General features: G+C 64.6%; 21 protein-coding genes. 16 read left to right on the top strand and 5 right to left on the bottom strand.

Annotation, left to right across the window (positions count from 1 at the left end):
• The first annotated feature begins 10 nt into the window (after window positions 1-10).
• Entirely contained in the window at window positions 11-391 is a 381-nt protein-coding gene (locus AB4Z43_RS32030; protein ID WP_010911815.1) for a PTS glucitol/sorbitol transporter subunit IIA, read from the top strand.
• A gap of 152 nt (window positions 392-543) precedes the next feature.
• Window positions 544-2,526 (top strand): phosphoenolpyruvate--protein phosphotransferase, encoded by a 1,983-nt coding sequence (ptsP, locus tag AB4Z43_RS32025; protein WP_202361486.1) that lies wholly within the window; start codon window positions 544-546, stop codon window positions 2,524-2,526.
• A 23-nt stretch (window positions 2,527-2,549) separates the two neighbouring features.
• On the opposite strand, the gene AB4Z43_RS32020 is transcribed toward ptsP, so the two are convergent.
• Complete coding sequence (locus AB4Z43_RS32020) at window positions 2,550-3,344, bottom strand: hypothetical protein (protein WP_441940735.1); 795 nt, start codon at window positions 3,342-3,344, stop codon at window positions 2,550-2,552.
• Window positions 3,345-3,500: 156 nt separating this feature from the next.
• On the opposite strand from AB4Z43_RS32020, the gene AB4Z43_RS32015 reads away from it, so the two are divergent.
• The gene (locus tag AB4Z43_RS32015) at window positions 3,501-4,511 is read left to right on the top strand and encodes a sugar-binding transcriptional regulator (RefSeq protein WP_027047454.1); all 1,011 of its coding nucleotides are present in this window, start codon (window positions 3,501-3,503) and stop codon (window positions 4,509-4,511) included.
• Here the strand turns inward: AB4Z43_RS32015 and AB4Z43_RS32010 are convergent.
• From AB4Z43_RS32010 to AB4Z43_RS32000, 3 genes are read right to left on the bottom strand one after another with little or no spacing between them, the layout of a single operon-like run.
• Complete coding sequence (locus tag AB4Z43_RS32010; RefSeq protein ID WP_441940733.1) at window positions 4,498-5,349, bottom strand: TIGR01459 family HAD-type hydrolase; 852 nt, start codon at window positions 5,347-5,349, stop codon at window positions 4,498-4,500. The genes AB4Z43_RS32015 and AB4Z43_RS32010 overlap by 14 nt on opposite strands.
• Complete coding sequence (locus AB4Z43_RS32005; RefSeq protein WP_441940731.1) at window positions 5,346-6,620, bottom strand: FGGY-family carbohydrate kinase; 1,275 nt, start codon at window positions 6,618-6,620, stop codon at window positions 5,346-5,348. Before AB4Z43_RS32005 ends, AB4Z43_RS32010 begins: the two co-directional genes overlap by 4 nt.
• 15 nt (window positions 6,621-6,635) lie before the next feature.
• On the bottom strand, window positions 6,636-7,679 hold the full coding sequence (locus AB4Z43_RS32000) for a class II aldolase/adducin family protein (RefSeq protein WP_441940729.1): 1,044 nt from the start codon (window positions 7,677-7,679) through the stop codon (window positions 6,636-6,638).
• Window positions 7,680-7,861: 182 nt separating this feature from the next.
• Between AB4Z43_RS32000 and AB4Z43_RS31995 the strand changes: the two genes are divergently transcribed.
• From AB4Z43_RS31995 to AB4Z43_RS31940, 12 genes are all read left to right on the top strand, one after another.
• Window positions 7,862-8,644, top strand: a complete 783-nt coding sequence (locus AB4Z43_RS31995) for a DeoR/GlpR family DNA-binding transcription regulator (protein WP_027047453.1) — start codon at window positions 7,862-7,864, stop codon at window positions 8,642-8,644.
• The gene (locus tag AB4Z43_RS31990; protein ID WP_038650001.1) at window positions 8,641-10,020 is read left to right on the top strand and encodes a carbohydrate kinase; all 1,380 of its coding nucleotides are present in this window, start codon (window positions 8,641-8,643) and stop codon (window positions 10,018-10,020) included. The genes AB4Z43_RS31995 and AB4Z43_RS31990 overlap by 4 nt, the downstream gene beginning before the upstream one ends.
• Complete coding sequence (locus tag AB4Z43_RS31985; RefSeq protein ID WP_441940726.1) at window positions 10,017-11,561, top strand: sugar ABC transporter ATP-binding protein; 1,545 nt, start codon at window positions 10,017-10,019, stop codon at window positions 11,559-11,561. Before AB4Z43_RS31990 ends, AB4Z43_RS31985 begins: the two co-directional genes overlap by 4 nt.
• Entirely contained in the window at window positions 11,558-12,550 is a 993-nt protein-coding gene (locus tag AB4Z43_RS31980; protein WP_019861505.1) for an ABC transporter permease subunit, read from the top strand. Before AB4Z43_RS31985 ends, AB4Z43_RS31980 begins: the two co-directional genes overlap by 4 nt.
• Before the next feature lie 80 nt (window positions 12,551-12,630).
• Window positions 12,631-13,569, top strand: a complete 939-nt coding sequence (locus AB4Z43_RS31975; RefSeq protein ID WP_027047452.1) for an ABC transporter substrate-binding protein — start codon at window positions 12,631-12,633, stop codon at window positions 13,567-13,569.
• Window positions 13,570-13,638: 69 nt separating this feature from the next.
• On the top strand, window positions 13,639-14,532 hold the full coding sequence (locus tag AB4Z43_RS31970; RefSeq protein ID WP_019861503.1) for a sugar phosphate isomerase/epimerase family protein: 894 nt from the start codon (window positions 13,639-13,641) through the stop codon (window positions 14,530-14,532).
• A 128-nt stretch (window positions 14,533-14,660) separates the two neighbouring features.
• Window positions 14,661-15,014 (top strand): cupin domain-containing protein, encoded by a 354-nt coding sequence (locus AB4Z43_RS31965; RefSeq protein WP_019861502.1) that lies wholly within the window; start codon window positions 14,661-14,663, stop codon window positions 15,012-15,014.
• 148 nt (window positions 15,015-15,162) lie between these two features.
• On the top strand, window positions 15,163-16,089 hold the full coding sequence (locus AB4Z43_RS31960; protein ID WP_038653432.1) for an ArsR/SmtB family transcription factor: 927 nt from the start codon (window positions 15,163-15,165) through the stop codon (window positions 16,087-16,089).
• A gap of 104 nt (window positions 16,090-16,193) precedes the next feature.
• Window positions 16,194-17,699 carry an arabinosylfuranosidase ArfA gene (gene arfA, locus AB4Z43_RS31955; RefSeq protein WP_064981033.1) on the top strand — a complete coding sequence of 502 codons (1,506 nt, stop codon included), beginning with the start codon at window positions 16,194-16,196 and terminating at the stop codon, window positions 17,697-17,699.
• Window positions 17,700-17,813: 114 nt separating this feature from the next.
• Window positions 17,814-19,088, top strand: coding sequence for an extracellular solute-binding protein (locus tag AB4Z43_RS31950; RefSeq protein WP_441940722.1), 1,275 nt, complete (start codon window positions 17,814-17,816; stop codon window positions 19,086-19,088).
• 57 nt (window positions 19,089-19,145) lie between these two features.
• Window positions 19,146-20,030 (top strand): carbohydrate ABC transporter permease, encoded by an 885-nt coding sequence (locus tag AB4Z43_RS31945; protein ID WP_038649988.1) that lies wholly within the window; start codon window positions 19,146-19,148, stop codon window positions 20,028-20,030.
• Window positions 20,027-20,869 (top strand): carbohydrate ABC transporter permease, encoded by an 843-nt coding sequence (locus tag AB4Z43_RS31940; protein WP_019861495.1) that lies wholly within the window; start codon window positions 20,027-20,029, stop codon window positions 20,867-20,869. Before AB4Z43_RS31945 ends, AB4Z43_RS31940 begins: the two co-directional genes overlap by 4 nt.
• Window positions 20,870-20,922: 53 nt before the next feature.
• Here the strand turns inward: AB4Z43_RS31940 and AB4Z43_RS31935 are convergent, their stop codons facing one another.
• A complete protein-coding gene (locus AB4Z43_RS31935) occupies window positions 20,923-22,008 on the bottom strand; it encodes an ABC transporter ATP-binding protein (RefSeq protein WP_019861494.1) in 1,086 nt (361 codons plus the stop codon).
• A gap of 166 nt (window positions 22,009-22,174) precedes the next feature.
• Between AB4Z43_RS31935 and AB4Z43_RS31930 the strand changes: the two genes are divergently transcribed.
• Window positions 22,175-23,683: a multicopper oxidase family protein gene (locus tag AB4Z43_RS31930; RefSeq protein WP_064981031.1), complete on the top strand. Its 1,509-nt coding sequence runs from the start codon at window positions 22,175-22,177 to the stop codon at window positions 23,681-23,683.
• The last annotated feature ends 3 nt before the right edge of the window (window positions 23,684-23,686 follow it).

Here is a 23,686-nt window from a genome sequence, read left to right as displayed (position 1 = left end):
GGTTCGCCACATGTCGGTTCTGCTGAGAACACGGGTCACTTCCATCGGGCCCGAAGTGGCGGATCTTGCCGAAGGGGGCGTGGTCATCCTCTTTGCGGATGGCTCGCCGCCGGAGCTTGCCGAGGTTTCGGTGCTCCACAAGACGGAGCTTGGACCCAGCGACGGCGCGCCGCAAAAGGGCGCGTCGATCACCCTTGGTCCGGTTTCCGCCGTCATAACCGCCGTCGGCTCCAGCGCATGGAGCAAGGTGCTCGAGATGGGCCATGTCGTCATCTCGTTCAATGGCGCCACCGAGGCCGAAAGGCCCGGCGAGATCTGCGCATCGCAGGTCGATGCCCAGGCGCTCGTGGCCGCCCTGAAGACGGACGCGATCATCACCATCGCCGCGTGAAGCATTCGCGCCGCGACCCATCTGGTTTCGGCTCCAGAGCAATTCCAGGAAAAGTGTGAAACGGTTTTCCGCCCGGAATTGCGTTAGAACAAAGAGTTAGAGCAATTCGTCGTTTGTGGACGAATTGCTCTAGGAAAAGCAGAGTATTTGCCATGGAACGCTCGACCATCGTCAGAGTGCATGAAGGTTTGCACGCCCGTCCCGCCACACGGTTCGTCAAGCTCGCGAAGGGCTTCGAATCCGATGTCGAGTTGGTCAAGGACGGCAAGGCGGTCAGCGCCAAGAGCTCCGTCAAGCTGATGCTGCTGGCGGTCAAGGAAAACCAGGAAGTCACCGTGCGGGCGAACGGCGCCGACGCCATCGAGGCGATCGAAGCGCTGATCGGCTATCTCGAAAACCCCAAGGCGGGTCTCGACGACGAAGCCGAGCCGCAGCGCCCGGCCAATGATGCCGGCCAGGCGGCATCCGCATCGGCACCCCAATCCGTGCCGGCTGCAGCAGGCGAAGCGAACGGCTTGCGCGGTGTCGCGGCAAGCGAGGGCGTCGCGATCGGGCCGGCCTTCGCACATTTCCCGCCCGAGATCGCCGGACAGGGCCGCATGCTGCAGGCCGAAGAGATTGCCGGCGAGATCGACAGGTTCCGTGCCGCGGTCGCCGCCGTCCAGGCGCGCATGGACCGGGCCTTGGCGCAGGACAGCCTGTCGGCCGCAGACCGCGGCATCGTCGCGGCACTCAGGGATATCGCCGCCGACGACAGCCTGACCGGCGAGGCCGAAAAGGCGATCAGGGGCGGCAACGACGCGGTCTCGGCCGTCATCACCGCAGCCTCCACGATCGCCGCCGATTTCAGCGCGGTCGACGATCACTACCTCAATGCGCGGGCCGACGATGTCCACGCCGTCGGGCGGCAGATCTGTCTGGTGCTGCTCGGCCAGGACGACGTCAGCCTCGAAAGCATTCCCGAAGGCGCCATTCTGATCGCCGACGACATCGGCGCCTGGGATCTGGCTCGGGCGCCGCTGAAGCGCATTGGCGGGGTGATTTGCGGCCATGGCGGCGCCACCTCGCACATCGCCATCATCGCGCGCTCGCACGGCATTCCGGCGGTGCTGGGCCTCGGCGACCAGGTCAATGCCTTGCGCATCGCGCGCGACGTGGCGCTCGACGGCAACACCGGCCATGTAATCATCGATCCGGACGAGGCGACGCGGGCCGACTATGCCGGCCGTGTCGAAGCGGCGGCGAAGGAGCGCGCCGGCCTGACCGTCTTCAAGATGGTGACGCCGAAACGTGCCGACGGCAAGGTGATCGAGGTCGCGGCTAATATCGGCTCGCTGGAGGAGATCGAGGCGGCGCAGGAAGCGGGCGCCATGGGCGTCGGCCTGTTCCGCACCGAACTCCTGTTCATGCGTCATATGCACCTCCCCTCAGAGGACATGCAGGCCGAGACCTATGCGGCACTGGCCAAGGCCTTCGCGCCCTATCCGGTCATCGTGCGCACGCTCGACATCGGCGGCGACAAGCCTATCGCCGGCATCGAGTTCCCCGATGAGGAGAACCCCTTTCTCGGCTGGCGCGGCATTCGAATGTGCCTCGACCGGCCCGATATTTTCAAACGCCAGCTCAGGGCGCTGCTGCGGGCGGCCGTGCACGGCAACATCAAGGTGATGCTGCCGATGGTGTCCGATATTTCCGAAGTGACGCGCACCCGCGCACTGGTCGATGAATGCGCCGCCGAACTCAAAGCCGAAGGCGTGCCGCATGCGACATTCGATCTCGGCGTGATGATCGAGACCCCGGCCGCCGTGCTGATCGCCCCGGCGCTGGCCAAGGAAGTGGCCTTCTTCTCGATCGGCACCAATGACCTCACCCAATACATCATGGCCGCCGACCGGCTCAACCCGACCGTCGCCAAGCTCAACGACGTCACCAATCCGGCGGTCATGTCGGCGATCGAGCTGACGGCCAAAGCCGGCGTCGCCGCCGGCATCATGGTGGGCATGTGCGGCGAGGCCGCCGGACGCCCGGATCTGATCCCGGCCTTCATCGAGATGGGTCTGACCGAGCTTTCGATGAGCCCGGCCTCGATCCAGCGCGCCAAGAAAACGATCACGGCCATGACGGCCGGGGACTAGATTTCCGGAAGCGCTGCTGGAGCTTACGGCAAATGCGCAAGCAAGGTGGCAAAGACTGGTGTCAGTTCCTCGACCGGGCTTGCCTTGGCGCAGGCCTGCGCGATGCGGTCGTGACGGATATCGGCAGCCAGGATCGCGATCTCCAGCATGTCGGGCTCAGGCGCGCCGTCGCGGCCAGTTGTCGCCAGGCCGCAGGCCAGAACCACCGGCGCCAGGCAGCTTATGTCGAGCGCGCGCTCCCCGGCCGTTTCCGGCGCGGCTTCGCCAAAGCGCACCGGACGCTGGCTGAGCAACTCGACCAGCAACGCCGCGCAAGTGGCCGCGATTGCCTGCAGTCCCGCGCCCGGCGCGGTCAACGCGGCCAGCAGATCACCATGGCGCTTGCGCATCGTGGCATGCGCGGCGGCGAAATCGGCTTCGTGGATGCGGGCGTTGTCGATCTTCAGCCCGGCGAGCACCGCCTTCGTCAAATAGTACATGTCGCGCCGGAACAGGCGCTCGGCGCTCAACTGCCGCTCTTCGTTTCCGGCCGGAAAATAGGTGCCGAGGCCTTTCACGGTCGTGCCGTCCACCTTGATCGGGCGCTCGTGCGGGACAAAGGATTCAGCGATCGACAGCGCCTCGTCGACGGCGCTGGCGGCATGGCTGAGCAGGCCTTCGATGCCCTTGCCCGGAAACGGCGGCAGATGGCTGGTCGCTTCGCGCAACAAGCTGGCGTCGCCGGTGCCGTCATGGCGGCTTTGCCGGATGATGTCGCGGACCTCCCGCAACCGGTCCTTCAAATTGACGCGGACGTCTTCGGAGATTTGTCGGAGCATCGCGGTCTGCCTCGAAAGTGTCTTGCAGGGCGGCCGGCGAGGGGCCAGCCACCGACTCTACATTGTTCCTATCGATTGGTAGATCAATAGGCGATACTAGACCAGCATGCAGAATCGGCGACGGCGCGCTCTTCCGTCGCCGCGGGGGAGGGATGATTGGCCAGGCGACGACAGACGGAAGAAGGGCGGGCAGGAGCAGAGGCGACCGAGCAGGTGGCCAGTGAAAGCCGGACGGACCGCCTCAGGATTCGCGCCGCCTGGATGTATTTCGTCGAGCAGATGACGCAGAACGAGATCGCCGACGTGCTTGGCGTCGGCCGCGTCACCATCGTGCGCATGCTGGCCGAGGCGCGTTCGCGCAACGAGGTGAAGATCACCATCGAGAGCGAATTGTCGGAGATCGTACGGCTGGAGCGCGCGCTGGAGCGGACCTTCGGCCTGCAGCAGGCGCTGGTCGCCCCGCTCACCGCGCCCAATGCCGATCCGATCCCGGCAATCAGCGCCAAGACCGGGGCTTTCCTGTCCGACACGATGAAATCCGGCATGCGCGTCGGCGTCGGCTGGGGCCGGACGCTGTTCTCCAGCCTGCCCTTCATCAGCGCCAAGTCGCTCACCGATTTCAAGGTCATTTCGCTGCTGGGTGGTGTCGGCGTCGTGCGGCGCTACAACCCGGCCGAGTTCGCCTGGCGCTTTGCCCAGATATTCCAGGGCGACGGCTATCTGATCCCGACGCCGGCCGTCGTCGATAGTGTCGAGACCAAGATCGCGCTGGTCGAGCGCTGCGGCCTGCAGGAGGTCTTTGAAATGGCCAACGTGCTCGATGCGGTTCTGCTGAGCGTCGGCGGCATCGCCTCGGCCACCACCTTCTCCCGCGGCGGCTTTCTCAGGGAAGCGGACCGCGAGGCCCTGCTCGAGCGTGGCGCCGTCGGCGACCTTCTGTTCCATTTCTTCGACCGCAATGGCGACCTGGTCGACCATCCCGTCAACAGCCACGTGATGTCGGTGGAAGTCGACCGTCTGCGCGCGGCGCCAATCCGCATCCTCACCTCCGGCGGCGAGGAGAAGACCGAGGCGCTGCTCGGTGCGATGAACCTGATCGCGCCGACGATCCTGATCACCGACGAGGAAAGCGCCAAGCGCATGCTCGAGGCGGTCAGCCCAAGCTGAAGGATGCCGTGATGTAATCGGGCCAGGCCTGCTGCTCGTCGAAGACGGCGGCGAGATCCGGTGTGTCCGCCAATATGCCGCCGAGCACCAGGGCCGTGGCGACGCCGACACCTTTGCCGCCAGCAATGTCGTGCTCGACGCTGTCGCCGACGCAGACGACGCTGCCGCGCTCAGGCTCACCGGCCAGCGCCAGGGCCGCAGCGAAGATCGCGCGATAGGGTTTGCCGATGCGGGTGACGCTGCCGCCCAGGCTTTCGTAGAGATCGGCGATCTCGCCGGCGCCGAAGCGCGGCCCTGCCGCCGTCAGCATGATCCTGTCCGGGTTGGTGCAGAAGCACGGCACCTTTCGCGCTGCCGCCGCGGCGAGCAGTTGGCGGTAATGGTCGAGGTCGTGGCGGTCGCCTTCGCTGGCGGAGATCAGCACCAGTTCGGCGTCCTCACCGGCCTCGGTCAGCACAAAGGGCAGGCCCTCGATCGCCGTGCGGTCGTTGTCGCGGCTGATCAGCAGGCATTTTGTCCCCGGACGCAGCTTTCCCGACGCCGCCATGTCGTTGAAGGATCGCCACGCCACCTCGCCGGAGGAGACAAAATGATCCCAACTGCCGGCGGCGAAGCCGAGTTTCAGCAGCCGGTCCTCATTGGGCTTGGCGCGCTTGCCGGAATTGGAGATCAGCACCACCGTCTTGCCGGCGCGCTTCAGCGCCAACAATGCCTTTACCGCGCCTGGATAAGGAGCCTGGCCGTCATGCAGCACGCCGAACTGGTCGAGCAGGAATACCTGGTATCGCTCGGCCAGGGGCCCGATACCGTCGAGGCGTTCGATCTCCTTCGCACTCATGCCAGTCCTGCCTTGTTTGCGCCCTTCAGCGCCAGCCGCGCCGTGCCGGCGGCCGCCTCATCGGAAAGTGTCGGCAGGAAATCGACGCCGAGCTTGCGCCGCCGGATATCAGTCCAGGCCGGATTTGCGGCGCCGCCGCCGACGCTCCTGACGGAGGTCAGCGCCGGCGCGCCGAGCTCGGCCAGCCTGCGGTAGCCGAGCGCCTCGATCGCGGCCATGCCTTCGAACATCGCTTTGAGATAGTCAGCATCATCAGCTGGTCGCGGCGAAAGACGCGGCGGCAAGGTGGGATCGGCGATCGGAAAGCGCTCGCCCGATGCGCCGAGCGGATAATAGTCGAGCCCGGTTTGCGTCGTGGGGTCGATTGCCGCGCTGAGTTCGATGATCCGCGCCAGCGGAAAATACTGCGCCAGCACCTTGCCACCGGAATTCGACGCGCCGCCGGCCAACCAGGTGTCGCCGAGGCGATGGCTGTAGATGCCGAAGCGCGGCGCCGAGATCGGCCGGTCGGAGAGGATCTTGATGGTGAGCGAAGATCCCAGCGCCGTGACGCCGTCGCCAGCCGTCGTGGCGCCCGTCGCCAGGAACGAGGCACAGCCATCCGTGGTGCCGGCGACCACGACCACATCGCGCGGCAGTCCAAACAGTTCCGCGGCGGCCGCGGTGAGCGTGCCGGTGACGTCACCCGGCTCGACGACATGAGGCAGCAAGTCCACGCGCATGCCGGTGGCCGCGATCCAGTCCGGCCAGCGGCGCGCCTCGACGTCATAGCCTGTCTTCAGTGCATTGTTCTCGTCGCTGACGTCGAAGCGGCCGGAGAAGTTTGCGGCGATCCAGTCGGCCTGGTGCAGCACGGCCGCGATGCCGGGCAGATGCTGGAACAGTAACGCCTTGGCGAGGCCGGAAGTCGCGCCGTGCGCGGCGCTCGCGTCCGGCGCCTCGCGGGCGACGGCTGCCAGGATGTTGGCGTCGTCGACCTTGTCGTTGTACATCAGCGGCTCAGTCAGCGGCCGCCCGACGGCGTCGACCGGCAGCAGCGTGCCCGACGTGCCGTCGACGGCGATAGTGCGGACAGCAGCGCGGTCGATGCCCGAAAGCAGTTCCGTCAGAGCCGCCTGGACCGCTTGCCACCATGCCGAGGGGTCGCGGGGATTTTGGCCGAATCTGTCGAGCCGAACGGCGGACTGGCCGGCAATGGAAAAATCCGGGCGCATGGCGACGGCGCGCGCGCCCGACGTGCCGATGTCGATGCCGATGACAAGGGGCATCATGTCTTCAGTCCTTTGCTAGCCGCCTGTGGCATTGAGCTTCTGGCGATACTGCTCGGCGTCCCAATTGACCAGTTCGTCGTTCTCGGCAGCGGTGAGATAATTCAACCGCGACGCGACATCGACGCGCGCGGCCACGTCGGCGAGGCAGCGCTGCATGGCGTCGGCGCCGGCGCTGGCGTCGCGGCGCATCAGCACGCCGGCGCCGGGGAACAGGATCGCCATGGGTGCCGTGCCGAGGCGCGCGGCGACCCCCGCCGCATTCTCGCCCGACCTCGCTACGATCGAGCCCTGGCCGAGGAAGATGACATGATCCGGATAGAGGCTGCCGGCCTCCGCCATGCGGCGGCTTTGCGGATCGAGCGCGACCGCATGAGCTTCTAGATCCGCCGGCAATCGGTAGACGCTGTCTGCCGCAAGCGCTGTCAGAGCCCTGACGTCGGGCGCTGCAGTCGCACGCGCCGGCCGTGCCAACAGCGCGCGGACGCGATGGAGCAGCCTCTGCGCCTCGGCGACGGTTTCGGCGGCGACGACCAGCCCATGATTGCCAAGGATCAGGACATCGACACCAGGCCGCAGTTTCTCGGAAATGCCACGGGCGAGCGGCAGGCCCGGCCGGCAATAGGGCACATAGGCCCATTCGATGCCGCCGAGCCGCCTGGCGACCTCGGCCTCGCCATCGGCCTGCACGGCAAGCGAAATCGTGTCGACGCAGTGGACATGCAAAACCACGCGTTGCGGCATCAAGGCGTGCACCGTGGTTTCGATCGACGGGCGCAGGCCGCGCGTGTTGAGTTCCTCGATGGCGAAGGCCTGCGGCTTGTCGGCGGCGGGATCGCGCTCTTCGACCGCCTCGAGCAGCGGCGCCATTGCCACCGGCACCATGATGTCGTCGCTGAGCGCATCCTTCAGCCAGGTGCCGGAGGCCTTGATCCACAGCGTGTCGCCGGCCTTGAGCGAGGTATTGCCGCCTGCCGCCTGGGTCATATGCGGGTTGAGCCCGATGCTGGCCGAAAGCGCCCGCAAGGCCGCCAGTTCCTGCGCGTCAGCTTGGGTTGCCATGGCGCCTTTCCTTCAACGCTTGCCCGGGATCCCGCCGCTGGGGCCGGTGTTGGCGCTGATATCGCAGATGCGAGCGACTTACGTCAACAGTGATCTACTATCATCAAAACCAGCTTGCAATCTGACTATTGTTGAGTAAGTTGCACCAATTGCCATGGAAAATGGCACTTGGGAGGAAAGAGTTGAGCGACTCCGGCCGCCAGCGTCAGATCGTCGAATTGCTGCGGGACCGCCCGTTCGCCTCGGTGCGCGAGCTGCAGGAGCGGCTTGGCGTTTCGGCGGCGACGGTCAGGCGCGACATAGACCGGATCGACGAGGCCGGCGAGGCGCGCAAGGTCTATGGCGGCATCTCGGCGCTCGACGGCGCATCGCATGCGGGCGTCGCCTATGCCCGGCCCTATGACGAGAACCGTGACCTCGCGGTCGAGGCCAAGCGGCAGATCGCGGCCATCGCGGCGACCATGGTGCGCGACGGCGACGCGGTCATCGTCCATGGCGGCTCGACCTGCTTCCATCTCGGCGTCAAGCTCGCCGAGCGCAACATTCGCCTCTACACCAATTCGATGCCGCTCGCGGCCTATCTCAGCGACCACGGCCATTGCAGCCTGACGGTTGCCGGCGGCGAGCTGCATCGCGAACCCGGCATCATCCATTCGCTGACTCAGGCAACGCCCTTCTACGCCTCGAAATTCTTTCTCGGCGCGCAAGGCCTCAACCAGGAAGGCGTGCTGGAATCGCATCCGCTGCTGGTGCGCTCCATTGTCGATCTCAGCCTCTGCGCCGACCAGATTGTGGTGCTGGCCGACAGCCGCAAACTGTCGATCCACGCGCGCAATGTCGCGCTGCCGCTATCGCGCATCGGCACGCTGATCACCGATGACGGCCTGTCGGATGCCGATGCGCGCATGCTGGAGGATGCCGGCGTCATGTTGCGGATCGCGTCCACCTCGGGAGCCGTGCCGTGAAAGTGGCGGTGCTCGATTTCGGCAAGACCAATTCGAAGCTGTTCGTCTTCGGCCAGGACGGACGCATCCTCGACGAGCGCCGGACCCAGCCGAAATGGACGCGCCAGGACGGCTTCAGCGTGCTCGACGAGGCCACCCTCCACGACTGGGCGCTCGGTGCTGTCACGGACGCGGTCGAAAACCATGGCGTGCAAGGGGTGATGGTGTCGGGCCATGGCTGCACCTTCGCTCTCGTGGACGACGCGGCGCTGACGCATCCGATCCTCGACTACGAGCAGGAGCCGCCGGCCGAAATCGCTGCCCGGATCGATCGTCGCATCCCGAATTTTGCCGAGACGTTCTCGCCCCGCCTGCCGCTCGGCTTCAACTACGGCCGACACATGCTGTGGCTGCAGGAGGTCGATCCCGACGCGTTCGCTGCGGCGAAGTCGATTCTCGGCTACCCCCAATACTGGAGCTGGCGCCTCGGTGGCCGAGCGGTCTCGGAAGTATCCTACCTCGGCTGTCATTCGCATTTGTGGGCGCCGCGCAGCCAGGACTTTTCATCGTTGGTCGATGCCGAGGGGTGGCGCGGCCAGATGCCGGGCTTCGCGCGCGCCGGCGCGGTCATCGGCGAACGGCGCCTTGGCGGAGCGGCACAGCCGATCGCCATCCACAATGGCGTCCACGACTCGAATGCGGCGCTCCATGCCTATCGCCGCCAGGAGCTTGGCCCGCTGACCGTGGTGTCGACCGGCACCTGGGTCGTCGTGCTCAATCCCGACTGCCCGCTGGACGTGCTCGACCGTGACCGCGACATGCTGGTCAATGTCGATGTCGACGGCGGCCCGGTGCCGACCATCCGCTTCATGGGCGGACGCGAATTCGCCGCCATCAGCGGCGGCTGGCAAGGCGCGATCCAGCATGGCGCGGTCCAGCAAGCGATCGACGCCGGCATCATGGCGCTGCCGAGCTTCGCGCCGGGCGGGCCGATGCCGGACCGTCCCGGCCGGCTGGTCGGGCGCGCGCCCGATGCCGCAGAACGCGCCGCGGCGGCTCTGCTCTATGTGGCGCTGATGGTCGATCTCTGCCTCGACCTCATCCATTCCCAAAACACCGTCATCGTCGATGGCGGGCTGAACGCTGGCGGCCTGCTTGCCGGGCTGTTGGCTGAGCTGCGTCCCGGCCAGGCCTTCCTGCAGGGCGCCACGCTGGAGGGCAGCGCCACGGGCGCGGCGGCGCTTGCCTTCGAGAGCGTCGGGCGCGACTTCGCCGCCGAGGCGCCGGAGCCGGTGCATGCGACGCGCTTCGGAGGCTTAACCGGCTATCGCGACGCCTGGCGCGATCACGTCGGCGGGCAGGCCGCCGCCATCAAGGCCGCGGGTGGTGCACGATGAGCGCGACGGCGCAGAAACAGGCAAGCAGCCATCCTGTGCTGGAGATGCTTCACATCTCCAAGACATTCGGTGCGATCCGCGCCTTGCAGGATGTTTCGCTCACCGTCCATGCCGGCGAGCTGCATGCGCTGATGGGCGAGAACGGCGCCGGCAAGTCGACGCTGATGAAGGTGCTGTCGGGCGCCTATCGGCCGGATGCCGGCGGCGAGATCCTGATCGACGGTGTGCCCGCCGCGACCGGCGATCCGATCAAGGCGCGCGCCGCCGGTATCGCGGTGATCTATCAGGAACTGTCGCTGGCGCCCAATCTGACGGTGGCGCAGAACATCTTCCTCGGCAACGAGCCGCGGCGCTTCGGCATTGTCGACCGCGATCAATGCAGCCGGCGGGCGAACGAAATCATCGCCCGGCTTGGCGTCTCCTTCTCAGCGCGTGCGCTGGTCTCCAGCCTGTCGCTCGGCGAGCGCCAGCTGGTCGAGATCGCCCGTGCCCTGTCGACCAATGCGCGCATCATCGTCATGGACGAGCCGACCACGTCGCTGACGTCGCGCGAGACCGACAGCCTCTTCGAAGTGATCGCGACGCTGAAGGCGCAAGGCATCGCCATCATCTACATCAGCCATCGCATGGAAGAGGTCTACCAGCTCGCCGACCGCGTCAGCGTGCTGCGCGACAGCGGCTATGTCGGCACGCTGGAGCGCGCCGACCTCAACGCTTCGCGGCTGGTCTCGATGATGGTCGGCCGCGATCTCTCCGCCTTCTACAAGAAGGATCATCGCCCTCCGGACGCGAAGCGCGCCATCGCACTCTCGGTGCGCGGCATGTCCGACGGGCGCCTGTTGAAGAACTGCTCGTTCGACCTGCACAAGGGCGAGGTTCTGGCTCTGGCAGGTCTTGTCGGCTCCGGCCGCACCGAACTCGCTAGGCTGATCTTCGGCGCCGACAGGCGCAGCGCCGGCACGCTGGAACTCGACGGCAAACCGATCTCCATTGGCTCGCCGCGCGAAGCGCTCGACGCCGGCATCGCCTACCTCACCGAGGACCGCAAGGAACTCGGCCTGTTCCTCGACATGTCGATTTCCGACAACATCAGCATGGGCGTGCTGGCCAGGGACGCGCTGACCGGCGGATTGCGCGACTTCAGCGCCGCCGAAAGGCGCGCGGCGAAAGCCATTGCGGACCTGTCGATCCGCACCCGCTCGGCGCAGGCCAATGCCGGCTCGCTGTCGGGCGGCAACCAGCAGAAGGTGCTGCTCGCCCGGCTGCTGGAGACCGAGCCGAAAGTCGTCATCCTCGACGAGCCGACGCGCGGCGTCGATGTCGGCGCCAAGTCGGAAATCTACCGGCTGATCGACAACCTCGCCAACCGGGGCATCGCCATCCTGATGATCTCCAGCGAATTGCCCGAGGTGATCGGCGTCGCCGACCGCGTGCTGGTGATGCGCGACGGCGCCATAGCAGGCGAGGTGACGGCATCCGGAGGCGAGCCGCTGCGTCAGGAGGCGATCATGGAACTTGCGACGGGAGCGGCCCAGGAATGACCGACAGAACGACGACGAGCGTGGATCAGGCGGCGGTCAGGAGCCGGCGGCTGCGCACGGCCTTCGCGGCGCTCGGCATGCTGCCGGTGCTGGTGCTGCTGGCGGCGGGCTTCCAGTTCATCAATCCGCGTTTCCTCACCGAGACCAATCTGCTCATCGTCACGCAGCAATCGTCGATCAACATCGTGCTCGCGGCCGGCATGACCTTCGTCATCCTGACCGGCGGCATCGACCTGTCGGTCGGCTCCATCCTTGCCGCGTCGGCAATGGTGGCGGTGCTGGTGTCCTTGGTGCCGGACTGGGGCCTGCTCGGCGTGCCGGCGGCCATCCTCGTCGGCCTCGGCTTTGGGCTCGTGAACGGGCTGCTCGTCGCCTATATCAGGCTGCCGCCCTTCATCGTCACGCTGGGTTCGCTGACGGCCGTGCGCGGCATCGCCCGCCTGCTCGGGCAGGACACGACGGTGTTCAATTCGGACCTGCCGTTCGACTTCATCGGCAATGGCTCGCTGTTCGGCATCCCCTGGCTGGTCGTCATCGCGCTGTCGGTCGTGGTGCTGTCCTGGCTGGTGCTCAAGCGCACCGTGCTCGGCACCTGGATCTATGCCGTCGGCGGCAATGCCGAGGCAGCGCGGCTGACCGGCATCAAGGTGCCGCTGGTGCTGCTGTTCGTCTATGGCGTGTCCGGCCTGCTCGCCGGCCTCGGCGGCGCCATGTCGGCGGCAAGGCTTTATGCCGCCAACGGCCTGCAGCTCGGCCAGTCCTACGAGCTCGACGCCATCGCCGCCGTCATCCTCGGCGGCACCAGCTTCGTCGGCGGCGTCGGCTCGATCTGGGGCACGCTGATCGGCGGCCTGATCATCGCGGTGCTCTCCAACGGGCTCATCTTGGCCGGTGTCTCGGACATCTGGCAGTACATCATCAAGGGATTGGTCATCATCGTGGCGGTCGCCCTCGACCGCTACCGGCTCCAGGCAGGGGCGAGAACGTGAGTGACCGAGTCGCCGGCATCAAAGACCGGCTCGTGTAACGCACCGTGAGAGGCGCGGGGCATCAGGAGGAAGTAAGCGTAATGAAGACCATCGCCAAACTGCTCTGCGGCGCCGCGTTCGCGGCCGTCGCCATCGCGCCGGCATCGGCCAAGGACCTCAACAAGGTCGGCATCTCGGTCGGCCTGCTCGGCAACCCCTTCTTCGTCGCCACCATCAAGGGCATCGAGGACGCGGCCAAGAAGATCAATCCGAAGGTCGAGGTGACGTCGGTATCGGCCGACTATGACCTCAACAAACAGGTCTCGCAGGTCGATTCCTTCATCGCCGCGGGCGTCGACGTGATCATGCTCAACGCGGTCGACGCCAAGGCGATCGCGCCGGCGGTGAAGAAGGCACAGGCCGCCGGCATCATCGTCGCCGCCTTCGACGTCTCGGCGCCGGGCGCCGACGTCACCGTGATGACCAACAACGTCAAGGCCGGCGAGGAGGCCTGCCAGTATCTGGTCGATCATACCGGCGGCAAGGGCGACTACGTCATCCTCAACGGCCCGGCATCCTCGTCGATCCTGGAGCGGGTCAAGGGCTGCAAGAACGTGCTTTCGCAGCATGCCGACATCAAGATCCTGTCCGACGACCAGAACGCCGAAGGTTCGCGCGACGGCGGCCTGAAAGTGTTCCAGTCGCTGCTCACCCGCTTCGACAAGATCGACGCGGTGTTCGCCATCAACGACCCGACGGCGATCGGCGCCCAGCTCGCCGCCAAGCAGCTCAACCGCTCCGAGTTCATCTTCACCGCGGTCGACGGCGCGCCCGATATCGAAAAGGAGCTCTCTTCCGGCACCTCGATGATCAAGGCCTCGGCCTCGCAGGATCCCTATGTGATGGCCGGCCAGTCGCTGACGATGGCGGCCGAGCTGCTTGCCGGCAAGAAGCCGGCCGAGGCCACCGTGCTGCTCGATCCGAAGCTGATCACCGCCGAGAATTTGAAGGACTACAAGGGCTGGACCGCGGCCCGCTGATCACTCCAACAGGCGCGGCCGGATTTGTCCGGCCGCGCCCATTCTCATCGCCGCAAACCGGAGACGATCATGGCGCGCATCGGAATCCATTCTTTCGTCTGGTCGGCAAGCTCGGCACAGAGCGAGCTTGAACGCACACTGGCCAACACCAGGGAGGCCGGCTTCGACCTGATCGAATTCTCCTATCTCAACCCGGCCGATGTCGACATTGGCGGGCTTGCCAAACGCATCGCCGATCTCGGCCTCGGCGTGGCGATCAGCATCGGATTGCCTGGTGACGGCGACATATCGAGCGCCGACAAGGCGGTCGCCGCGCGCGGCGTCGAGATCCTCAACCAGACCATCGCGCTGACGCGCGATCTTGGCGGCCGCAAGGTCGCCGGCATCCTGTCGGCCGGCCATGGCCTGCAGATCGAAGCGCCGACGCGCGATCAATGGAACCGCAGCACTGCTGCGCTGGCGAAAGTCGCCGAGACGGCGAAGGCGGCTGGCGTCACGCTCAATCTCGAAATCGTCAACCGCTTCGAAAGCAATCTGCTCAACACCGCCGCGCAAGGTCTCGCCTTCATCGAGGATACCGGCTCGGACAACATCTTCCTGCACCTCGACACGTTCCACATGAACATCGAGGAGGCCGATGTCGGGCTGGCCATCCGCCACGCCGCGGGCAAGATCGGCTATGTCCATATCGGCGAGAGCCATCGGGGTTTCCTCGGCACCGGCAATATCGACTTCGCGGCGATTTTCGATGCGCTGACGGCCATCGGCTATGCCGACGATCTCAGCTTCGAATCCTTCTCCTCGGAGATCGTCGACGAGAACCTGTCGAAGAAGACCGCCATCTGGCGCAATCTGTGGGCCGACAATATGGCGCTCGCCAAGCACGCGCGCGCCTTCATCGGCCTTGGGCTCGAGACGGCGCGGCGCAAGGCGGAACTGGTCTCTGCCCGTCACAAGCCGTAGGGCGGTCGCGGATTTCCCAAGACGCCCAGGCGCGTAAACGCCGCTCGTTGTCGTCGCGCATGCATTGCCGCCGTCCCATGCATCGGCTATCCGACCGCTGCGATACATGAAGCAGAAGGAAACCCGGCATGACCAACAAGACGATCCTCAAATTCGGCGCGATCGAACACGCGGAAGCCGGCGACCTGCCTGGCTGGGTCGTGGTCGAGGGCCACCCGACCATGCAAACCGCCGTCCAGCACACGACGGAAGACGGCAAGGTGATGTCGGGCACGTGGCGGGCGTCGCCCGGCACCTATCATGCGACCTACACCGACTATGAATTCGTGCACATGATCGCCGGCCGCATCATCATCACGCCCGACGGCGGCACACCTGTCGAAGTCGGCCCGGGCGACGCTTTCGTGGTGGAAGCCGATTTCAAGGGAACCTGGAAGATCGTCGAGCCGGTTACCAAGCATTTCGTCGTCCGGGTGGCCTGAACCAGCCGTCTCGACAGCAGGAGCAGGCAGGTCGGCAATGCGCCGACCTGCAAGTGGCGCGGACCACGCGGTTCAATTCGCAACGCCACCGTCTTTATTTGTATCTGATCTGCTGATACATAACCCCGTGCGACCAGTGCGGGGCCATATGTCGAATGAAATCATGGTCGTCGATCCGCTTGAGCGGCTCGACCTGTTGAAGAGCCTCGCGAGCGAGGTTCGGGTCCGGATTCTCGACCTGCTGCACCGCAAGGGGCCGAAAAACGTCAATCAGGTGGCCGAAGAACTGGGTCTTCCGCAATCGACAATTTCGGCAAACATCCAGGTTCTTGTCGATGTCGGTCTGATCGAGACGAAATCACAGAAGGCGCGCAAGGGAAGCCAGAAGGTCTGTTATTCGACCTTCTCGGAGCTGGTTGTCGTCTTCAAGGACCGCACCCCGGCGCAGGATCTCGGCGTCATAGAAGTGGCGATGCCGCTTGGTCTCTACACAAGATGCGAAGTTTCCGCTCCCTGCGGCCTGTGTTCAAAGGACGGCGTCATCGGACTTCTCGATGTGCCCGATACCTTCCTCGATCCTGACCGTATGCGGGCCGGGCTGCTGTGGTTCACGCGCGGCTTCGTCGAATACCAGTTTCCCAACAATGCGACGCTTGCCAATGCCAAAGTCGGCGGGCTGGAGCTGGCGATGGAGCTTTCGTCCGAGGTGCCGGGCACATCGAAGGACTGGCCATCGGACATCACGGTCGCGATCAACGGACACGAGATCGATACCTGGACGGCGCCGGCCGACTATGGCGACAAGCGCGGCAAGCATACGCCCGGCTGGTGGAAGCTGGCCGGATCGCAGTATGGCGACCTCGCACACTGGCGCGTCACCAACAACGGCACCTATCGCAACAACGACAAGGTTTCCAAATGCTCGCTGGCTGATCTGGAGCTCGAACGGCACCGCTCGATCCGGATACGTATCGGTGTGAAGGAAGATGCGCGTCACCCAGGCGGCATAAACATCTTCGGCAGCGGCTTCGGCAATTACAGCAACGACATCGTTCTGCGCCTGCTGAAGGCTTGAGAGCATATTTGGCCCTTGACGGCCGAACCAACTCCGCCCTTAACTGACCCACGATCCGGATATAGATCGGAAAGTCGGATTGATAATCCGCAGTGGGAGGGATCATGAAGGCCAGAGTCACGGCGAACGCGGCCTATACCGTCGCGGATATCGACAAGCGTCTCTATGGCTCGTTTCTCGAGCATCTTGGTCGGGCGGTCTACACGGGCATCTACGAGCCCGGACATCCGCAAGCGGACGCACAGGGAATGCGCAAGGACGTGATCGAGCTGGTACGTGCGCTCGACACGCCGATCTGCCGCTACCCCGGTGGCAACTTCGTGTCCGCCTACAATTGGGAAGATGGCATAGGCCCAAAGGAGAACCGCCCGCGGCGGCTCGATCTTGCATGGCGTACCACGGAGCCGAACCTGGTTGGGATCCACGAATTCGCCGACTGGGCCGAAAAAGCCGGCACCGAGATGATGCTTGCCGTCAATCTCGGCTCCCGCGGCCTCGACGAGGCGCGGGCCTTCGTCGAATACGTCAATCACCCGGGCGGCAGCTACTGGTCAGATCTCAGGGCCAAGAACGGACGCGCGCAACCCTGGAACTGCCGCCTCTGGTGTCTCGGCAATGAAATGGACGGCCCCTGGCAGGTCGGCCACAAGTCGGCGAGCGAATACGGGCATCTCGCCAACGAGACCGCCAAGGCGTTGCGCGGCCTCGACCCGACGGTGGAACTGGTCGTCTGCGGCTCGTCGCATTCCAATATGCCGACTTATCCGCAGTGGGAAGCGACCGTGCTGGAAGCGACGTACGAGCAGGTCGACTACATCTCCCTTCACATGTATTTCGAGAATTACGAGAAGAATACGGCCGAATATCTCGCTCTTCCGGCCAAGCTCGACCGCTACATCGGCACCGTCGCGGGCATCATCGACTACGTGAAGGCCAAGACCCGCTCGAAGCGGGACGTGAAGATCTCCTTCGACGAGTGGAACGTCTGGTACCATCAGCGCAAGCAGGACGCCGAGCGCATGCGCGGCTGGGACTGGCCGGAAGCGCCCAGGCTTTTGGAAGACATCTACAATTTCGAGGACGTGCTGCAGGTCGGCTGCATCCTCAACACCTTCATCCGCCGGTCGGATGTTGTTCGCATCGCCTGCATTGCGCAGCTGGTGAACGTAATCGCGCCGATCATGACCGACCCCGGCGGCAGCGCCTGGCGGCAAACGATCTACTGGCCTTTTATGCTGGCCTCCAGGTACGGCCGCGGCACCGCGCTGCAACTCGCGGTCGAGGTGCCTACCTATGACGCGGCCGTAGCCGACAAGGTGCCGTGGCTCGACATTGCAGGCGTGCACAATTCGAACGCCGGCACGCTGACCTTCTTCGCAATCAATCGGCATGGGTCCGAGACGATAGAGGCCGAAATCGCCCTCGAGCGGTTCGCCGCCAAGTCCATCGAGCACACGATCATCCGTCATGACGATCTTGAGGCCTGCAACACCAAGGACGCGCCGGACAACGTAGCACCGGTCAAAGGCAATGGGGCAACGCTCAACAGCAAGGGAATGACGCTGAACTTGCCGCCGCACTCCTACTCGATGGTGCGTGTGACGCTTTGAGTTAATATMCTGATATCGGATACATATCGTAAAATCCGTTGCAGGCGGATTGGTTTGGTGTAGCATTGAAACGTTCAAGGCGGATCTAACCGCCGTACTCGGGAGGAAGCTGAGATGAACTTTCGCAGGATGATGGCCATAGCGGTGGTTGCGGCCGGAGGAATCTGGGCCGTCGCGGCCCAGGCCGAAGAAACCGTCATGTGGTGGGATTTCCTCGGCGGCGGCGACGGTGTGCGCATGAAGCAGATGATCGCCGACTTCAACGCCGCCCACACCGGCAAGATCAAGATCGACGCCACGACGCTGGAGTGGGGCACGCCCTTCTACTCGAAGGTGCAGACCTCCGCCGCGGTCGGTGAGGCGCCAGACGTCATGACCTATCATGCCAGCCGTATTCCCCTGGCGGTGAGCCAGGACATTCTCGAAGAAATCACCGCCGACGACATGAGCAAGATGGGCCTCTCGGCCTCGGACTTCGCCCAGACGACGATGGGCGCCGTGACGGTCGACGGCAAGCAATACGCAGTGCCGCTCGATACCCATCCGATCGTCCTGTACTACAATCGCGTCCTCCTGAAGAAGGCAGGCGTGCTCGGCGACGACGGCCGTCCCGTGGGGATGAAAAACAAGGAGGAATTCACCGCGACACTGCAGAAGTTGAAGGATGCCGGCGTCGAGTTCCCGCTGGGCAGCGTCACCGCCGACGGCAACTTCATGTACCGCACCATCTATTCGCTGGTGTGCCAGCAAGGCGGCGAGCTTCTGACGGGCAACGAATTCCTCGCCGGCGACAACGGCAAGAAGCTGGCGAACGCGTTGGCGGTTCTGCAAGGGTGGACGAAGGCCGGGCTGCAGTCGACCTATACGGACTATCCCGCAACCGTCGCCCTGTTCACCTCGGGCAAGGCCGCAATGATGATCAACGGCGTCTGGGAAGTTTCCACGATGACCGACCTCGCCAAGCAAGGCAAGCTGTTCGACTGGGGCGCCGTCGAGATCCCGGTGATCTTCGACAAACCGTGCACCTATGCGGACAGCCATTCGTTCGCAATCCCGAAGAACAAGGGCAAGGAGCTCAGCCCGGAAAAGCGTGCCGCCGTTCTCGAGGTGATCTCATGGATCGACAAGCACTCGCTGTTCTGGGCCACGGCAGGCCACATCCCGGCATACAAGCCAGTCACCGAGTCGGCCGAATACAAGGCAATGCAGCCCAATGCGACCTACTCGACGCTGACGGCCAACATGATCTTCGATCCGAAGTCGACCAAGGCCGGTGTCGCCGGGCCGATCTTCGACATCATGTCCAATTATTTCGTGCCGACCCTGAACGGCGAGATGGACCCAGGCGAGGCGGTGAAATCCATCAAGGAAGAGCTGAACAGCATGTAAGGCTCAAGGCTGGGACCGCCCGCCCAGGGCGGCCCCAGCCGTGTTCGAGGAAGAGCCATGCTTCGCAACTCCCGCACTGAACGTCTTGTCGCGCTGGTGCTGGTCGCTCCCTTCCTGGCGATCTACCTGCTGGCGTTCGTCTATCCGACGGTCCAGATGTTCCGCATCTCCTTCACCGATGCGCCGCTGATCGGCGCGGGTCGGTGGGTTGGCCTCGACAACTATCTGCGGCTCGACAACGACCCGATGTTCCGGCGCGCGGTCTGGAACACCGCTTACTTCGTGCTGATGACGGTCGTCCCCGGGACGCTCATCGCCCTTTTGATCGCGCTTGGCGTGTCGCGCCTCAAGGGCCGGTTCCAGTCGATCGTGCTGGCGCTGTTTTTCCTGCCCTACATTTTGCCGGTGTCGGTCGTCTATCTGATCTGGGACTGGACGCTGAATTTCCAGTTCGGGATCGCGATGCATGTGCTGGACTGGCTGGGAATCCCGCGCGTACCGGTCTTCAAGTCGCGCGTCTGGTTCTTGCCGGCGGTGGCCGGGGTGACGATCTGGTGGACCGCGGGCTTCTCGATCCTCCTCTTCCTCGCCGGACTGAGGTCCATACCAGTGGAGATCTACGAAGCCGCCGCACTCGACAACTCGACGCGATGGACCACGTTCCGGCGTATCACCTGGCCACTGCTATGGCCGGTTACCTCGCTGGTGTTGACCATCCAGCTCATCCTGCAGCTCAAGATCTTCGACCAGGTCTATCTGTTCTCGTTCGGCGGCCGGCCGAACGACAATATGGTCCTCGTCTATTACATCTTCCAAAAGGCCTTCCAGCAGAACCAGGGAGGCAGGGCGGCGGCTGTCGCCGTTACCCTCTTCGTGCTCGTGGTGGTCGTCTCGGTCCTGCAATTCCAACTGCTCCGGTTCGCCGAAAGGCGGCGCCGATGAACGCCATGGCTGCGCAACGCTGGAATTTCTGGGGCGGGATCATCACGGCACTGACGCTCGTCTGGGCCATCCTATGGGCATTCCCGCTCTATTGGGGGGTGATCTCATCGCTCAAACCGGACGACGAGGTCGTCCGGCCTTACATCGAACTCTGGCCCGAGACGCCGACGCTGGAGAACTACATTAGCGCCGTGACCACCACACAGATCGGCGCCTGGTACGTTAATTCGGTGGCGGTCGCGGTCGGCGTAACGGTCATCACCATCTTCATCTCGATGCTGTGCGGCTACGCGATCTCGCAGTTGCGGTTCCCGGGGCGCATCGCGCTGTGGTGGCTGATCCTCGCCTCCTTCATGGTTCCGACTTCGGCATTGATCATCAATCATTTCGTGCTGGTCGCCAACCTTGGCCTGCTCAACAGCTGGGCCGGGATCATGTTGCCGCAGCTTATCCACCCCGTCATCATCATCGTGTACAAGCAGTTCTTCGATCAGGTCCCGAAGGATTTCCGCGAGGCCGCGGTCATGGACAATGCGTCTGAATTCGGGATCCTCTTCAAGATCTACATGCCGATGAACTGGGGGGTAACGACGGCGCTGTCGATCGTCTGCTTCATCTGGACGTGGAACGCGTTCTTGTGGCCGTTCCTCTCGGTGACCCGCACCGAGATGATGACGATCACCGTCGGCATCACGCAGGTCAACGACGCCTTCGGTGTCTACTACGCGCGCCAGCTGTCGGCAGCCGTACTGGCCGGCCTGCCGGTGGCACTGGCCTACCTCTGCTTCCAGCGCCGGGTAACCGAAGCGATAACGCTCTCGGCAGGTATCAAGGGCTAAAGCGCCGGCAAGTGCACCGCAATGCCGGAGGGCACGATCGCCGCTGGGCAGGTTCAGGCCCCGTCAGCGCCCGCGTGCCAGGCCGATCCGTCCGCGGCGAAGAGATGCAGGGCCGTGGTGTCGAACTTCAGCCGAACGGCGTCGCCCGGTTTGACGCTCGAAAGCCCGCGATCCTGTGCCGTAACCTGCGTCCCATCCGCGAGCCGTGCGTAGACGAGCGTTCGCTCGCCAAGGCGCTCGACAACGGTGGCCGTGGCGGATGTTTCATTGCCCTCCGCGACGACCGTCAGCGATTCCGGCCGCACGCCGAGTTCGCGCCAATCCCTGTTGACCGGCGCGCCGGGAAGTTCGACCAGCGATCCGTCGGTCAAGCGCGCATTGAGCCTGTCACCCGAGCCCGAAACCGTAACGGGCAGAATGTTCATCGCGGGTGACCCGACGAAGGTCGCGACGAATCGCGACGCCGGACGCGCATAGACATCGACGGGTCTGCCCATCTGCTCTATCCGGCAATTGTTGAGGATCACAATACGGTCGGCGAGCGTCATCGCTTCCACCTGGTCGTGGGTGACGTAGATCATCGTCGACTTCAAACGCTGATGCAGTTCGGCAAGCTCGACGCGTGTACGGGCTCGAAGTGCTGCGTCCAGATTGGAGAGTGGCTCGTCGAACAGGAATGCCTTGGGCTCCTTGACGATCGCTCGCCCGATAGCGACGCGCTGGCGCTGCCCGCCGGAGAGCTGCGACGGCCGCCGCTGGAGCAGCGCTTCGATCTCCAGGATACGCGCAGCCTCGGCGATGCGTTGGCGTATGACATCCGGCGCGACCCGGATGTTCCTCAGCCCGAAGGCCATGTTCTCCGCGACTGTCATATGCGGGTAAAGCGCGTAGTTCTGGAAGACCATCGCAACGTTGCGCCTGCCCGGCGCAAGGTTCTCCGAGCGCACTCCGTCGATCGTCAGCGTGCCCTGGTCTATGCTTTCGAGGCCGGCGATCATGCGCAGCAGCGTCGTCTTGCCGGAACCGGACGGACCGAGAAACACGACCAGTTCTCCCGGCTCGATGTCCAGGCTCACGTCGCGGATCACTTCGACTGAGCCAAAGTGCTTCGATACGCCCGAAAGCGCGATTCCCGTCATGCTTGCGATCCCTTCTTTCCTACATAATTTCGGATAAATACCCGATGTCAAGGAACTAAGGGCGCCGAGCCGATCAGGCGGCCCAAACGCCGCATTGACCTGGCCAGGCATCGGCAGTCTCTTAGGGTCGCCCTTGGTGTTCAACGACTGGTCGAGGAAACGACAGATGCATCGGCGAGGTTTTCTGGCAGCAGGTCTTGCGACGATTTTTGTGGGCGAGCGTGCCGCTGCGCAGATGAAGATGGACGACATGCCGGGCATGAATATGGGCGGTCACGCGGGCCATGACATGGGCACCGCGCCGCAAGGCACGGTGGTTCTGCCCGAGGGCGAGGCGTTGCGCGAATTGCCCCTGCTGGCGAACGAAGCCGGCAGGCCGGGTCTGTTCAAGGCGACGCTGACGGCCGGGTCCGCCACGGCGCGTTTTGCCGAAGGACTGGACACGCCGATCCTCGCTTACAACGGCACCAGCCCCGGGCCTCTGATCGAGGCCGTGGAGGGCGACCGCGTCGAGATCACCTTCGCCAACCGGATCGCGAACGAGGCAAGCACCATCCACTGGCACGGCATGCCGGTGCCGGCCGATCAGGACGGCAATCCGATGGACCAGGTCGCCACCGGCACCGATCGCACCTACAGTTTCGATCTGCCGGAAGGCAGCGCCGGCTCTTATTGGTATCACCCGCATCCGCACGGCAAGACCGCCGAGCAGGTCTATCGCGGCCTTGCCGGCGTGTTCGTGGTCAAGCCGAAGGCCGATCCGATCCCGGCCGCCTATGGCGATACCGTGCTGGTTTTCACCGACCTGCGCCTTGCGGCCGATGGCACCTTGCCCGACAACACGATGACGGACCTGATGAACGGGCGCGTCGGCGACCATGTGTTGGTCAACGGGCAGAAGAATCCCACACTGGCGGTGCCCTTTGGCGCGAAACGGCGCTTCCGGCTCTACAATGCGACCAACGCGCGCTTTCTGCGGCTTTCCTTCGACGGCGCGGCGATGACGATCATCGGAACGGATGGCGGTCTGCTGGAGGCCCCGGTGGCTGCCGGCGACATCCTGCTCAGCCCGGCGGAACGGCTTGAACTGGTCGTGTCTTTCGACAAGCCCGGCGCGGCCGCGCTTGCCACGCTGGACTATGACCGCGGCTGGATGGGTCCCGGGCGCCCTGCCGATGCCGGGCTGACGCTGCTGACGGTCAATGTCTCGGAGACGCCGACCGGGCCTGTCCCGCCACTGCCCGACAGGCTGCGGCCGATCGCGCAACTCGGCGCTCCGGCGGTCAGCCGCCGCTTTGTCTTCACCGAAACCATGGCCATGAACGCCGGCGGCATGGAGATGGGCTTTCTGATCAATGGCGCCGCCTTCGACATGCAGCGCATCGACGTCGTCGCCAAGGCTGGTCAGGTCGAACTCTGGGAGATCGTCAACGAGGCGGACATGGATCATCCATTCCATGTGCATGGGACGCAGTTCCAGGTGGTCGAGCACGAACGCGGCGGCACCATGTCAAAGCCGGCCTATCGCGCCTGGAAAGACACCGTCAATGTCGCGCGCGGAGAGACGGTGCGGCTGCTGCTGCGGCAGGACCGGCCGGGGCCGAGGATGTATCACTGCCACATCCTCGAGCATGAGCAGCTCGGCATGATGGGCGTCGTCGACGTGCAGGCATAGTCC

This window comes from Mesorhizobium sp. 2RAF45, from assembly GCF_052115225.1.
Taxonomy (GTDB): Bacteria; Pseudomonadota; Alphaproteobacteria; order Rhizobiales; family Rhizobiaceae; genus Mesorhizobium; species Mesorhizobium jarvisii.
Note: the sequence above shows the minus strand (reverse complement) of the source record. Positions and strands in the feature narration are given on the sequence as shown.